Below are 12,662 nucleotides of genomic sequence, written 5' to 3' on the forward strand. Positions count from 1 at the left end.
CGCCCTAACCGCTGAATCGCGGCATAAAACCGGCGAATTGCGAATTTTGTGCGATGACATAGATGTGGTGAAGGGAAGCGGCGATGTCCATACAGGCAACGATGGAAGATAAGCTGAAAAAGGCGTTTTCGCCGGAACGGCTGGCCGTCATCAACGAAAGCCATCTCCATGCCGGGCATCATCATGTGGATTCTGGCCATCACGCCACCTTCGACGGCGCCGGCGAGACGCATTTCCGCGTCCGCATCGTCGCGCCAGCCTTTGCCGGCATGAGCCGCGTCGAGCGTCACCGTGCAGTCAACGATCTCCTGGCCGAAGAGTTGAAATCCGGCGTCCACGCCCTGGCGATCGAGCCGGCAGCGCCCGGTGAAACGACGCGCTGGTGACTCAGCCGAGGCTCGCCCTCAGAAAAGCCATCACCGCAGCTGTCAATGCATCGCCTTCGGTGCCGAAGTCGCGATTGATCGACATGTGCGAATAGGCGCTGCCGTCGAACAGCGTGACCCTGGTTCCGGTGGCGCGCAGACGCCCGGCGAAGGCCTGCGCGTCCGCCGCGCGGGCTTTCGCGCGCGAATGGGCGATGAAGGTCGGCGGGTGCTTGCGGCCTTCCACATAGGTGACAGGCGACAGCGCGCGCCACTGCGCCGGATCGGGAAAGGCGCGGGCATAGACCCCTGCCATGCCGCCGCTTCTGGCCAGCGCCTCCAGATCGTAGGCCCTGGTGTCGTCGAGAACCAGCGCCGCGACGCCGGGCAGGCCGCCGCGCAGCCCGGTCAATGCGACGAGATGGCAGCCGGCCGAATGGCCCATGGCGACGATCCGGTCCGGATCGCCGCCATGGCTGGCCATGTTGGCGCGGACGTAACGATAGGCCAGTTCGACATCCGCCGCCTGGGTGGCGACGTCGGCTTCAGGCAGCATCCGGTAGTCGATCGAGACGAAGCAGAAGCCATTGTCGAGCAGGAAACCAGGCTTGGAGTTGATATTGTTGCGGTTGCCGACCCGCCAGGCGCCGCCATGGACGAAGAAGACGACCGGCAGGCCGCTTGCGCCATCGCGGGAATAGATATCGAGCTTGGCCGGCCCATAATCGAAGGTTTCGGGCGACGGCGAACGCAGCCGCAATGCCGCCGCCTGTCCCGGCAGCAGCGCCGCCATCGACGCCAGAAGCAGGCTTCGCCGATCGATCGTCATCAACTCCTGACTGCCCACGGCTGCCATAAGGTGCGCACTGTCATTCTCCAAGCATCGCCGGCTTGATCCTCAGCCGCGCGATACGGTTCTTGTCGCGCTTCATGACGACGAAGCGCTTGCCGTGAAACGTAAAGGCCTGCTTTTCGTCCGGGATCGACTGCGCCTCGTGGATGACAAGGCCGGCGATGGTGGTGGCTTCCTCGTCCGGCAGGTTCCAGTCGAGCGCCCGGTTAAGGTCGCGGATCGGCACCGTGCCGTCGACGACGACGGAGCCGTCGGCCTCCTGCTTGACGCCCTGGATGTCGATGTCGTGCTCGTCGGCGATCTCGCCGACGATCTCCTCGATGATGTCTTCCAGCGTCACCAGCCCTTCGACCTCGCCATATTCGTCGACGACGATGGCGAAATGCGCCTTGCGGCGCAGGAAGGCATTGAGCTGCTCCTGAAGCGTCGTGGTGTCGGGCACGAACCACGGTTTCGACGCGATCTTCATCACGTCGATCCTGGAAAAATCGTTGCCGACCTCGTTCAGCGCGCGCAGCAGATCCTTCGCGTGCAGCACGCCGACAATGTTGTCGAGCGAACCCTTCCACAACGGCATGCGGGTGTGCGGGCTCTGCAGGATCTCGCGAACCACCGCTTCGGGCGGGTCGTCGGCGTTGACGGAGCGCATATTCGTGCGGTGGACCATGACGTCCGACACTTCGAGCTCCTCGAGGTCGAACAGGCCGCCGATGCGGGCGCGGTCCTCGCGCACCACCTGGCCGTCGCGGCGGAAATCGTCGACGGCGCCGCGCAGTTCCTCGCGCGCCGAGCGCTGCGGCTCGATGCGTTGCAGCTCGTAGCCGAAGGCGGCGAGCAGGCGCCGGCGCAAGACGAAGCCCAGCAGGCCGAGGCCGGCGAGCACGGCAGCCGCGATCCAGCCGGCCTGGCTCATCCCGGGCGGCTTTCCTGCCGACCCGGATGGTTCTCCCGGAGGAACGCCAGCACTTCCGAGGCCGGCACATCCCGGGCGATAAAGGCCTGGCCGATGCCGCGCGTCAGGATGAAGGTCAGCTCGCCGCGCGACACCTTCTTGTCCTGGGTGATGAAGGAGAACAGCGTCTCGGCGTCGGGCAGTTCGCCTGGAATGTCGGCCATGCGCCAGGGCAGACCGACGGCGCGAAGATGCGCCTCGACACGCGCCGCGTCGTCGGGGCTCGCCAAATTGAGCCTTGACGAAAAGCGGTGCGCCAGCGCCATGCCGATGGCGACGCCCTCGCCATGCACGAGCCTTGCGCCGTCATAGCCGGTCGCCGCCTCCAGCGCATGACCGAAGGTGTGGCCGAGATTGAGCAACGCGCGGTCGCCGGTCTCGAACTCGTCGCGGGCAACGACGTCGGCCTTGGCACGACAGGCCTCGGCGATGGCCGCAGCCCGCTCCGGCCCGCCGACAAACACTTGACGCCAGTTTTCTTCCAGCCAGGAGAAAAACTCGGGCCGGTCGATCAGCCCGTATTTGGCCAGTTCGGCATAGCCGGCGCGAAACTCGCGGATCGGCAGCGTGTCGAGCACTTCGGTGTCGGCCAGCACCAGCCTCGGCTGGTGGAATACCCCGACCAGGTTCTTGCCGCGCTTGCTGTTGATGCCGGTCTTGCCGCCGACGGAGGAATCGACCTGCGCCAGCAGCGAGGTCGGAACCTGTACGAAGTTCATGCCGCGCCGCGCGATGCCGGCGGCAAAGCCGGCGAGGTCGCCGACGACGCCGCCGCCGAGCGCGATGACGACGTCGCCGCGCTCCAGCTTGGCGGCCAGCACGCCGTCGACCACCTCTTCGAGATGCGCAAAGCTCTTGGTCTTTTCGCCTGGCGGCAACGTGATGACGGCATGTTGGATGCCACCGCTTGCCAGGCCGGCCGCAAGCGTCGCGAGATGCGCGGCCGCGACGTTTTCGTCGGTGACGACCGCCGCCCGCGTCCCCGGCAGACGGCGCGAAATCTCGGCGCCGGCGCGTGACAGCAGGCCGGGACCGATCAAAATATCGTAGGCACGCTCGCCAAGCCCGACTTCGACAGAGACCGTTGCATCAGCGCTCACGACCGCACCTCGTCAATATCGGCAACGCCGAGATGGCCGCGCAGCGCGTCCACCACTTCGGCGGCAATGATCTCCTTGCGGTCGTCGCGGGTCGGCACGATGACATCGGCCGCGGCATAAACCGGGTAGCGTTCCGCCATCAGCCGTTCCAGCACGGCGCGCGGATCGGCGCTTTTCAGCAGCGGCCGGTTCTGTTTCTTGGAAACGCGCTCCATCAACAGGTCGATCTCGGCTTTCAGCCAAACCGAAACGCCATGGCTGGCGATCGCCTCGCGCGTCTGCGCGTTCATGAAGGCGCCGCCGCCGGTCGACAGCACCTGCGGCCCGTGCTCCAGCACACGCAGGATGACGCGCTGCTCCAGTGCCCGGAACTCCGCCTCGCCATAGCGCTCGAACAGGTCCGGGACGCTCATGCGCGAAACAGTTTCGATCTCCTGGTCGCTGTCGATGAAGGGCAGTGCCAGCATCGCCGCCACCTTGCGGCCGATCGCCGTCTTGCCGGCGCCCATCAGCCCGACAAAGACGATGGAACGGCCGCCCAGCCGGCCGAGCAGCGCGGCATGGCTCTCGCCCGGAGGATTTGCTGGTAGCGCGTTCATGCTTCTAGGGCCTCTTTGGCGGCGTATCGACATCAAAAGCCTGTTTGCGTCAAGCGCGGCGCAACCGGGACTATGGGCTTCACCCTTGAATTGGCCGGATTGGCGTCTCATAAGGGCACAGGGTTGGAAATGCAGAATAAGACGACGGGCGAAAATTAATGCCAACACTGTTTCGCTTTGTCGTGACGCTCGCGATTCTGGCCGGCATTGTCTATGGCGCGATGTTCGCCTTGGTCATGTTCGTCGAGCCGAGGAAGGCGGAAATGAGCGTGCGTATCCCTCCAGAAAAGCTCAATCCCAAAAAATGAACAGCGCCGCCCGCATCGAAGCCTTCCTGGAGATGATGAGCGCCGAGCGCGGCGCGGCCGAAAACACGCTTTCCTCCTATCGCCGCGACCTCGAAGACGCTTCCGCCGGGATCGGCGGTGGGCTTGCCGCTGCCACCAGCGCCGACATCCGTGCCTATCTCGACGACATCGCCGCGCGCGGCTTTGCCGCCACCTCGCAGGCGCGCAAATTGTCGGCGATCCGGCAGTTCTTCAAGTTCCTCTATGCCGAAGGCCTGCGGGGTGACGATCCGACCGGCACGCTGGACAGTCCGAAGAAGGGCCGGCCGCTGCCTAAGACGATGAGCGAGGCCGATACCGGCCGGCTGCTCGACCGCGCGGCGCAGGAGGCGATGGACCCCTCCATGCATGACGGCGACAGGCTGGCGGCGCTGCGCCTGCACGCACTGGTCGAGGTGCTCTACGCCACCGGCTTGCGCGTTTCGGAGCTGGTCGGCCTTCCCGTGACGGTGGCACAGCGCGACGACCGCTTCTTCATGGTGCGCGGCAAGGGCAACAAGGAGCGCATGGTGCCGCTGTCGGCCAAGGCGCGCGCGGCGATGCGGACATGGCTTGCCGCACGGGCAACGGTGCCGGCTTTTGCCGACAGCCCGTTCCTGTTTCCGGCCGCCGCCGACAGCGGCTATCTCTCGAGACAGGTCTTTGCCCGCGAGCTGAAAGGGCTTGCCGCGCGGGCCGGCATTGCCACGGCGAAGATATCGCCGCATGTGCTGCGCCATGCTTTCGCCAGCCATCTGCTGCAGAACGGCGCCGATCTCAGGGCCGTGCAGCAGCTGCTCGGCCATGCCGATATTTCAACGACGCAGATATACACGCATGTGCTGGAGGAGCGGCTGGTGCGTCTGGTCAACGATCATCATCCGCTTGCCGACTAGGCGTCATGTCGCTATGTGAGAACGACGTTCCACCGCGCCCAGCCTGCATTTTCAGGCTTGCGTCAGTCATTGCCTTCCGACTTGCCGGTCCGCCCAAGAATGTACAATTACCTCGATTTCGAAAAGCCTGTGCAGGATCTCGAAGGCAAGATCCTTGAGCTGAAGAAGCTTGCCGAGAACGGCGAGGCGGTCGATGTCGGCGATGAGATCGCCCGTCTCGAAAAGCGCTCGCGCGATGCGCTGCGCGACGCCTACAAGGCGCTGACGCCATGGCAGAAGGTGCAGGTGGCGCGCCATCCGGACAGGCCGCATTGCATCGACTACATCAAGGGTCTGCTTACCGATTTCACGCCGCTCGCCGGCGACCGCAATTTCGGCGAGGACCAGGCGATCGTCGGCGGCTTCGCCCGCTTCCGTGGCGAGCCGGTGGCAATCATCGGCCAGGAGAAGGGTTCCGATACGACAAGCCGGCTGAAGCATAATTTCGGCTCGGTGCGGCCGGAGGGCTACCGCAAGGCGGTGCGGTTGATGGAACTCGCCGACCGCTTCCAAATCCCGCTGCTGACGCTGGTCGACACGGCCGGCGCCTATCCGGGCGTCAACGCCGAAGAGCGCGGCCAGGCGGAAGCCATCGCCCGCTCGACCTCGGCCTGCCTTGGCCTGAAGGTGCCGTCGATCTCGGTGGTGATCGGCGAAGGCGGCTCGGGCGGCGCCATAGCGATCGCCACCGCCAACCGCGTCTACATGCTCGAACACGCCATCTATTCGGTGATCTCGCCGGAAGGCGCCGCCTCGATCCTGTGGCGCGACACCACGCGGTCCAAGGACGCTGCGACCAACATGAAGATCACGGCGCAGGATCTGTTGGAGCTGAAGATCATCGACGCCATCGTCGCCGAGCCGCTCGGCGGTGCCCATCGCGCCCCCGAAACGGTGATTGCCGCCACCGGCGACCTCATCGCCAGGACGATGAAGGAATTCTCCGGCGCCAACACCGACTTCCGCGAGCATCGCCGCGAGAAATACCTGGCGATGGGCCGCAATCTGTAACGTCCGGCAGGCACGCGGCCCGAAATGTGGCGGCGTGAACCAGTTTTGCCACAAAAATGCCGCCGCATTCGGCTCAGTGGGGTTGCCGTAAGGGGACGCGCCAGCATGATTGCGGTAAGGAATTTTCAAGGTTAACGGGCTTAGGGTCCGTCAGTGGTCAGTTTAGCAGCCGCGGCATCCGCGGCGCAGAGATGAAGACGATAGCCATATCCATGTTTGCCAAGCTTGCCCGCACCGGAGTTCTGATCGCTGCGATCGGCGTCGCCGGCTGCAATGACGCTTCGATGAAGGATTTTGCGCCGCAAGCCAACAAGCCGCTGCCGGACAAGATCCTGGCCGAGATGAAAGCCAAGGGCATGGTCCGCACCTCCTCGGTGATGGCCCGCATCTTCAAGGAAGAAGGCAAGCTCGAAATCTGGAAGGCCAAGACCAACGGCCGCTACGACCTGGTCGCCAGCTACGACATCTGCAAATGGTCGGGCAAGCTCGGGCCGAAGTTCACCGAAGGCGACCGCCAGGCGCCGGAAGGCTTTTACACGGTCCGCCCGGCACAGATGAACCCGCGGTCGAATTACCACCTGTCCTTCAACATCGGCTACCCGAACGCCTATGACCGCGCCAATGGCCGCACTGGTTCCAACCTGATGGTCCATGGCGCCTGCTCGTCGTCTGGCTGCTATTCGATGACCGACGCGCAGATCGAGCAGATCTACGCCTTCGGCCGCGACGCCTTCCAGGGCGGCCAGACCGAGTTCCAGATCCAGGCTTTTCCGTTCCGCATGACCGCAGCCAACATGGCGCGCTATCGCAACGATCCGAACTACGAATTCTGGAAGATGCTGAAGGTCGGCTACGACAATTTCGAGGTTACCAAGGTGCCGCCGAAAGTCGACGTCTGCGAGAAGCGCTACGTGTTCAACCAGGTTGCGGCCGACGGCTCGACCTTCAATCCGATCGGCGCTTGCCCTCCGACCACCCAGCCCGATTCGCTGAAGAGCGCCATCAACGCCTATCAAAGCACCTATGAGGCGGCCTTCAACGGCGCCGTCAAGGCCAGCGTGCCGGCACCCAAGCCGACCATCGCCGGGATCAAGGAAGCCAGCATCGTTTCCGACTGGTCGAAACGGCGTGCGCGCGGCGAACGCGTTCCGATCGAGCCGCCCTCGCTCAACCCGGACGGCACGGTGGCCGAAACGGCGCGCATGGGCCGCATCGATTCGCCGGCGGGCCGCAAGATGGCGGCGCTCGACGCCGAAAAGGCCGCCAAGCAGAAGGCCGAGGAACAGCGGCTTGCCGCGATAGAAGCGGCGAAGGCCGCGAAAGCGGCAGCCAAGGCACAGGCCTTGGCCGAGAAGAAAGCTGCCAAAGCCCAGGCGCTCGCCGAAAAGGAAGCTGCCAAGACCGCCGCCGAGGTGCCTGTCGCCACCGCCACCGTAGCGCCATCGGAGGCCGCCCCGGCAGTCGAAACGCAGGCTGCGGACGCCGAAAGCACGGCGACAAGGTTGAAGAAAAAGCTGCTCGGCATGTTTGGCGGCTGAACTTCATGCTTGAGCAAGAAGATGGGGGCCAAGAACACAGGCCCTCAACCAGCCCCGCCGCCGTCTACGACCTCAAAGGCCTGAACTGCCCGTTGCCCGTGCTCAAGGCAAAAAAGCGCCTGGCCGCAATGCAGCCGGGCAGCCGGCTGTGGCTCGAAACCACCGACCCGCTCGCCGTCATCGACATTCCCGCCTTCTGCGCCGAGAGCGGCCATCGGCTGGTCGAAACGACGGCGATGGCAGGCGGCCACCGCTTCCTGGTCGAGCGCGGCGGCTGAACGCGTAATCTCCCCCCTTGAGGGGGAGATGGCCGGCAGGCCAGAGGGGGTTGCCGCGCGTCAAGCGCCAACCTTTTCTTTCGTCCCACAGGGCGTCGCGCCAGCCGAGGCGACCCCCTCTGTCGCCTTCGGCGACATCTCCCCCTCAAGGGGGGAGATCACGATCCGGCAATAGCCAGCGGGTTGCTTTCCAGTGCTGCGCGATCCGGCGTGTCGATCGACGGCCGGTTGGTGAAGGCGGCGAACAGCCGCCGGACATAGTCTTCGGGCATGTCGAGCGTGATCAGCACCAGTCTGGTGCCGCGCTGGCTGTCCGGCCAGGCCGGCAGTTGCACCGGCGGATGCAGGATCTTCTGCACGCCATGGATAACCAGCGGCCGCGACGGGTCTTCTGCAAGCTCGATGACGCCTTTCATCCGCAAAAGGCGCTCGCCATGCGCCGAGCGCAACAGATCGAGGAACATCTCGATTGCCGAAAACGGCACCGGCCCGTCATGAACCAGCGAATACGAACGCACGCGGGAATCGTGCCTGTGGTCATGGTGATCATGGTCGGCATGGTCATGCCCGTCGTGATCATGCCCGCCGTGGTCATGCCCGCCGTGGTCATGGTCGTGGCCGGCTTGTTCGCCGAGCCAACGCTGCACATCGACGGATTTGGTGGCCGGATTGTAGAGGCCGCTATCGAACAGGGTCGCGGTGCTTGCCTCGCCGGCGTCGAGCACCACGGCGCCCGGGTTGAGCTGCCTGAGCCGCGCCCGCAACGCCTCGACATCGCCTGCATCCGTGGTCAGGTCGGCCTTGCTGAGCACGATGCGATCGGCGACGGCCACCTGCTTCACCGCCTCGACATGCGCATCGAGCGTCGCATTGCCGTTGACGGCATCGACCAGGGTGATGACGCCGTCGAGCCGGAAGGCCTGGACCAGGGCCGGGTGTGCCATGATCGACTGCAGTACGGGGGCGGGATCGGCGAGCCCGGTGGTTTCGACGATGACGCGGGCAAGCCGGTCGATGCGGCCGGTCTGCAGCCGGTCGACGAGGTCGGCCAGCGTGTCGACCAGCTCGCCGCGCACCGTGCAGCAGAGGCAGCCGTCGGAGAGCTGGATGATGCCGTCGGAGGCCTGCTCGACCAGGAGATGGTCGATCGCCACCTCGCCGAACTCGTTGATGATGACGGCGGTGTCGGCGAGCGCCGGATCCCGGAGCAGCCGGTTGAGCAGCGTCGTCTTGCCGGCACCGAGAAAGCCGGTGAGCACCGAAACGGGGATCGGGAAGCCGGCCATGCGGCTAGTTCAGCGCCTTGGCCGGCTGCTGGACCTGCGCGGCGGTGGCGGATCCGGCCACAACTGGCTCGGCGCCGGCCGGCGGCGCCCGGTCCGGCCGCCATGTCGGCAGCGGCACGTCGGCATATTCCTGCCCGGAGGCGTCGAGCATCGCCTTCGGCTTCGGTCCTGTGGCGCCGCCGAGGCCGACGGCGATCAGCGTCGGTACATGGTCGAGCTTTTCCTGATAGGGCGATTTCGGCACGTCCTTGCCCTTGTCGCCGACGGCGGGTGCGGTTTCCGACTGCTCCTCGACCGGCTTCTTCTTGCAGATTTCGTCATTCATGTCGTTGGCCGACATGGTGTCGCCATAGGCGGGCAGCGCCGCGACCGTCAGCCAGCTCGGCGCCGGCGTTGCAAAGCCCTGGTCGAGCAATTTTGCCGCCGCCTCGGCGCGGGTAATGGCCGATTGCTCGCCGAGCACTACGGCGACCAGGGTGCGGCCGTTGCGGGTCGCCGAGCCGATCATGTTGAAGCCGGACGAGCAGACGAAACCCGTCTTCATGCCGTCGGCACCCGGATAGCGGCCGATCAGCAGGTTGTAGTTGGAGATCGCCTTCTTACCGACGGCAAGGCCTTCGATCGAGAACCAGGGGGCATATTGCGGAAATTCCTTGCGAATCGCCATCACCAGCAAAGCGAGATCGCGCGCTGTCGTATACTGGTCCGGCGAATAGAGCCCGTTCGGATTGACGAAACGGGACCCGCTCATGCCGAGCCTCTGCGCTTCGGCGTTCATGCGTTCGGCGAAAGCCGCTTGCGAACCGCCGATATTCTCGCCGACCGCCATGGCGATATCGTTGGCCGATTTGACCAGCATCATCTTCAGCGCATTGTCCAACCGCATCACCGAGCCCGGCTTGAAGCCCATCTTGCTCGGCGGCTCGCCGGCAGAATGTTTCGTTACCTTGATCGGCGAATCGAGCTGGACCTCGCCCGCGGCAATCGCCCGAAACGCCACATAGGCGGTCATCAGTTTGGTCAGCGAAGCCGGGTACCAGCGCCTGAACGCCTCCTGGTGCTGCAGGATCTCGCCGCTGTTCAGGTCGAACAGGATTGTCGGATTGGCCAAGGCAGGCCCGGCCAGCGACGCAAGCACCACCGTGCCCGCCACCAACAGTTTGAGGAAATGCCTGTAGCGCATCATGAAAACCGAAATAGCCTCTTGCCGCAGTCCCACCTGGCTCCGTAAGATTTCGTTACACGATCGCCAGGATAATGGTCCGGCCCTCTGTTCCCGGACCACAGTCGCGGTGCTATTTACTCTATGTGACGTCAACATGGCAAAGTGCTGCCGATCACAATGTGGAAGCAGCAGCACAATGCAAAGCAGCGTGCATGGTTGCAAGGCAGCAGGCACAATTGCAAAGCAGCAGGCCAAGACCGCCTGCTCCAACAGCGAAATGGAACCATCATGCCGATCCTGAACCGAGCCGCCGAAATGCAGGACGAGGTGGCCGGCTGGCGCCGCCATTTGCACCAGACGCCGGAGCTGAATTTCGACGTCTTCAAGACCGCCGCTTTCGTCACCGAGAAGCTGAAGGCTTTCGGCTGCGACGATATCGTGACGGGTTTGGGCAAGACCGGCGTCGTCGGCATCATCCGCGGCCGCCACGGCGAAGGCTCGACCATCGGCCTGCGCGCCGACATGGACGCGCTGCCGCTCAACGAGATCACCGGCAAATCCTATGCCTCGACCGTCCCCGGCAAGATGCACGCCTGCGGCCATGACGGCCACACCGCGATGCTGTTGGGTGCCGCCAAATACCTCGCCGAAACACGCAATTTCGCCGGTTCCGTTGCGGTCATCTTCCAGCCGGCCGAAGAGGGCGGCGGCGGCGGCAACGAGATGGTCAAGGACGGCATGATGGAGCGCTTCGGCATCTCCAAGGTGTTCGGCATGCATAACATGCCGGGCCTGCCGGTCGGCCAGTTCGCCATCAGGCCGGGTCCGATCATGGCGGCGACTGCCGAATTCACCATCACCGTCAAGGGCCGGGGCGGCCACGCGGCGATGCCGCACGGCACCATCGATCCGATCGTCATCACCAGCCAGCTTGTCGGCGCATTGCAGACGATCGCCTCGCGCAGCACCGATCCGGTCGAGGCGGTGGTCGTCTCGGTGACGAAATTCCACGCCGGCGACGCCTATAACGTCATTCCCGAGACCGCCGAGATCGCCGGCACCGTACGCACGCTGAAGAAGGAGGTCGCCAAGAAGGCCGAAGAGCGCATCCGCGCGCTTTGCCAAGGCCTGGGCGCTGCCTTCGGCGCGACAATCGAGGTTGATTACAATGCCAATTACCCCGTCACCTTCAACCATCCGGAAGAGACGGTCTTTGCCAGCGACATCGCGGCCGACGTCGCCGGCGACAGCCATGTGCACCGCGCGATCCAGCCGGTGATGGGCGGCGAGGATTTCTCCTACATGCTTGAAGCGCGGCCGGGCGCCTTCATCTTCATCGGCAATGGCGATACCGCCGGCCTGCACAACCCAGCCTACGACTTCAACGACGAGGTCATCCCGCACGGCATGAGCTATTGGGTGAAGCTGGCGGAAACAGCGCTGGCGGCGTAGCCATTCGGCATCGGCGGTGCAGCAACCGCCGCACCTCTGGGCGGCAAAACCGGGCAGGACATGTTCTGCTGGTCACTTCCGGCCGGACGACTTCCGGGCAAGGCCGAAGGCAATGCCCAGAGCAATACCTATACCGATGCCCGTAACAATGTTGTCCAACACGACGCCGATAGCCACGCCGATCACGACGCCGAGTGTGAGGTGTTTGGCATCCATTATGCCCGGTCATGTAGCGTGGAAGGGAAGAGCCGCAACCGCTACGGTCCGCTCTTCGGATCCTCGACCTCCAGCGCCTCCATTACCGGCGCTAGCTCATTGTCGTCGGCAGGTTGCGGCTCTTCGCCTGTCCTCGCCTTCGTCAGGGCTGCCTCGATCGCCTCCTGGATATTGCCGAGTTCGTCTTCGCGAACCTCGTGGCCATAGCCGGCAGCATCGGCATCCTGCTCGAATTGCTGCGCCAGGACGGCGACGCTCACCTCGCTCTCGGCCGGCAGATTGCCGACATTCTCCTGCAGCCAGGTTTCAAAGAACTCTTTGGTGGCGCTCATGCGGTGTCTCCTTCGGGACACTAAAGCGCGCCGGCATCCCGAAAGTTCCGCTATCTGAGCCGTCTTTGCGCCCGTTGCCGGCTGCCCCGCAATTCAGCGCGGCCAGGCGGCGTCGGCGCCGCCTGGCTCGGCTGCTTACTGGCTGACAGCAGTCGTCGGTTCGCACGACACATTCGGGTTCATGTCCGCGAACGCGCCGGTCGGGTTGCCCTTCCAGGCCCAGACATGCAGCTCGTAGAACGGGCCGAGGCCAT

15 protein-coding genes are annotated in these 12,662 nt (G+C 64.6%); 7 read left to right on the forward strand and 8 right to left on the reverse strand.

Translation table 11 applies throughout. The annotated features are described in order from the left end of the window. Positions 1 to 83 precede the first annotated feature (83 nt). Positions 84 to 386: a BolA family protein gene (locus NKH16_RS09630; protein WP_352451200.1), complete on the forward strand. Its 303-nt coding sequence runs from the start codon at positions 84 to 86 to the stop codon at positions 384 to 386. A gap of 1 nt (position 387) precedes the next feature. Here the strand turns inward: NKH16_RS09630 and NKH16_RS09635 are convergent, their stop codons facing one another. The 4 genes from NKH16_RS09635 to NKH16_RS09650 are packed head-to-tail and all read right to left on the reverse strand — an operon-like array spanning position 388 to position 3,869. Next, a complete protein-coding gene (locus tag NKH16_RS09635; protein ID WP_352743735.1) occupies positions 388 to 1,194 on the reverse strand; it encodes an alpha/beta hydrolase in 807 nt (268 codons plus the stop codon). A gap of 40 nt (positions 1,195 to 1,234) precedes the next feature. After that, entirely contained in the window at positions 1,235 to 2,131 is an 897-nt protein-coding gene (locus NKH16_RS09640; RefSeq protein WP_023677887.1) for an HlyC/CorC family transporter, read from the reverse strand. Continuing rightward, on the reverse strand, positions 2,128 to 3,270 hold the full coding sequence (aroB, locus tag NKH16_RS09645; RefSeq protein ID WP_352743734.1) for a 3-dehydroquinate synthase: 1,143 nt from the start codon (positions 3,268 to 3,270) through the stop codon (positions 2,128 to 2,130). Before aroB ends, NKH16_RS09640 begins: the two co-directional genes overlap by 4 nt. Continuing rightward, positions 3,267 to 3,869: a shikimate kinase gene (locus tag NKH16_RS09650; protein ID WP_352451197.1), complete on the reverse strand. Its 603-nt coding sequence runs from the start codon at positions 3,867 to 3,869 to the stop codon at positions 3,267 to 3,269. Before NKH16_RS09650 ends, aroB begins: the two co-directional genes overlap by 4 nt. Before the next feature lie 158 nt (positions 3,870 to 4,027). On the opposite strand from NKH16_RS09650, the gene NKH16_RS09655 reads away from it, so the two are divergent. From NKH16_RS09655 to NKH16_RS09675, 5 genes are all read left to right on the forward strand, one after another. Further along, a complete protein-coding gene (locus NKH16_RS09655) occupies positions 4,028 to 4,177 on the forward strand; it encodes a hypothetical protein (RefSeq protein WP_023677884.1) in 150 nt (49 codons plus the stop codon). Further along, complete coding sequence (locus tag NKH16_RS09660; protein WP_352451196.1) at positions 4,174 to 5,091, forward strand: site-specific tyrosine recombinase XerD; 918 nt, start codon at positions 4,174 to 4,176, stop codon at positions 5,089 to 5,091. The genes NKH16_RS09655 and NKH16_RS09660 overlap by 4 nt, the downstream gene beginning before the upstream one ends. Positions 5,092 to 5,190: 99 nt before the next feature. Then, complete coding sequence (locus NKH16_RS09665) at positions 5,191 to 6,141, forward strand: acetyl-CoA carboxylase carboxyltransferase subunit alpha (protein WP_352451195.1); 951 nt, start codon at positions 5,191 to 5,193, stop codon at positions 6,139 to 6,141. Positions 6,142 to 6,353: 212 nt separating this feature from the next. After that, positions 6,354 to 7,679 (forward strand): L,D-transpeptidase family protein, encoded by a 1,326-nt coding sequence (locus NKH16_RS09670; protein ID WP_352743881.1) that lies wholly within the window; start codon positions 6,354 to 6,356, stop codon positions 7,677 to 7,679. Between the two features lie 5 nt (positions 7,680 to 7,684). Then, positions 7,685 to 7,957, forward strand: coding sequence for a sulfurtransferase TusA family protein (locus NKH16_RS09675; protein WP_352743732.1), 273 nt, complete (start codon positions 7,685 to 7,687; stop codon positions 7,955 to 7,957). A gap of 158 nt (positions 7,958 to 8,115) precedes the next feature. On the opposite strand, the gene NKH16_RS09680 is transcribed toward NKH16_RS09675, so the two are convergent. Continuing rightward, positions 8,116 to 9,243 (reverse strand): CobW family GTP-binding protein, encoded by a 1,128-nt coding sequence (locus tag NKH16_RS09680; protein ID WP_352743731.1) that lies wholly within the window; start codon positions 9,241 to 9,243, stop codon positions 8,116 to 8,118. Between the two features lie 4 nt (positions 9,244 to 9,247). Then, complete coding sequence (locus NKH16_RS09685) at positions 9,248 to 10,426, reverse strand: D-alanyl-D-alanine carboxypeptidase family protein (RefSeq protein WP_352743879.1); 1,179 nt, start codon at positions 10,424 to 10,426, stop codon at positions 9,248 to 9,250. A 270-nt stretch (positions 10,427 to 10,696) separates the two neighbouring features. Between NKH16_RS09685 and NKH16_RS09690 the strand changes: the two genes are divergently transcribed. Further along, complete coding sequence (locus NKH16_RS09690) at positions 10,697 to 11,860, forward strand: M20 aminoacylase family protein (RefSeq protein ID WP_352451192.1); 1,164 nt, start codon at positions 10,697 to 10,699, stop codon at positions 11,858 to 11,860. A 72-nt stretch (positions 11,861 to 11,932) separates the two neighbouring features. Here NKH16_RS09690 and NKH16_RS09695 read toward each other — a convergent pair whose 3' ends face one another. Both NKH16_RS09695 and NKH16_RS09700 read right to left on the reverse strand, forming a co-directional pair. Beyond that, positions 11,933 to 12,076 (reverse strand): glycine zipper domain-containing protein, encoded by a 144-nt coding sequence (locus NKH16_RS09695; RefSeq protein ID WP_352743730.1) that lies wholly within the window; start codon positions 12,074 to 12,076, stop codon positions 11,933 to 11,935. 41 nt (positions 12,077 to 12,117) lie between these two features. Then, a complete protein-coding gene (locus tag NKH16_RS09700; RefSeq protein WP_352743729.1) occupies positions 12,118 to 12,408 on the reverse strand; it encodes a hypothetical protein in 291 nt (96 codons plus the stop codon). Positions 12,409 to 12,662 lie beyond the last annotated feature (254 nt).

The sequence above is a fragment of the Mesorhizobium sp. M1307 genome, from assembly GCF_040318155.1.
Classification (GTDB): Bacteria; Pseudomonadota; Alphaproteobacteria; order Rhizobiales; family Rhizobiaceae; genus Mesorhizobium.

Bases quoted from the DNA above. Each gene is read 5' to 3' on its own strand.
- NKH16_RS09655 (WP_023677884.1), top strand. From the start codon at position 4,028: ATGCCAACACTGTTTCGCTTTGTCGTGACGCTCGCGATTCTGGCCGGC.
- NKH16_RS09680 (WP_352743731.1), bottom strand. From the start codon at position 9,243: ATGGCCGGCTTCCCGATCCCCGTTTCGGTGCTCACCGGCTTTCTCGGT.
- NKH16_RS09640 (WP_023677887.1), bottom strand. From the start codon at position 2,131: ATGAGCCAGGCCGGCTGGATCGCGGCTGCCGTGCTCGCCGGCCTCGGC.
- NKH16_RS09665 (WP_352451195.1), top strand. From the start codon at position 5,191: ATGTACAATTACCTCGATTTCGAAAAGCCTGTGCAGGATCTCGAAGGC.
- NKH16_RS09635 (WP_352743735.1), bottom strand. From the start codon at position 1,194: ATGACGATCGATCGGCGAAGCCTGCTTCTGGCGTCGATGGCGGCGCTG.
- NKH16_RS09685 (WP_352743879.1), bottom strand. From the start codon at position 10,426: ATGCGCTACAGGCATTTCCTCAAACTGTTGGTGGCGGGCACGGTGGTG.
- NKH16_RS09695 (WP_352743730.1), bottom strand. From the start codon at position 12,076: ATGGATGCCAAACACCTCACACTCGGCGTCGTGATCGGCGTGGCTATC.
- NKH16_RS09660 (WP_352451196.1), top strand. From the start codon at position 4,174: ATGAACAGCGCCGCCCGCATCGAAGCCTTCCTGGAGATGATGAGCGCC.
- NKH16_RS09650 (WP_352451197.1), bottom strand. From the start codon at position 3,869: ATGAACGCGCTACCAGCAAATCCTCCGGGCGAGAGCCATGCCGCGCTG.
- NKH16_RS09675 (WP_352743732.1), top strand. From the start codon at position 7,685: ATGCTTGAGCAAGAAGATGGGGGCCAAGAACACAGGCCCTCAACCAGC.
- NKH16_RS09700 (WP_352743729.1), bottom strand. From the start codon at position 12,408: ATGAGCGCCACCAAAGAGTTCTTTGAAACCTGGCTGCAGGAGAATGTC.
- NKH16_RS09690 (WP_352451192.1), top strand. From the start codon at position 10,697: ATGCCGATCCTGAACCGAGCCGCCGAAATGCAGGACGAGGTGGCCGGC.
- NKH16_RS09670 (WP_352743881.1), top strand. From the start codon at position 6,354: ATGTTTGCCAAGCTTGCCCGCACCGGAGTTCTGATCGCTGCGATCGGC.
- NKH16_RS09630 (WP_352451200.1), top strand. From the start codon at position 84: ATGTCCATACAGGCAACGATGGAAGATAAGCTGAAAAAGGCGTTTTCG.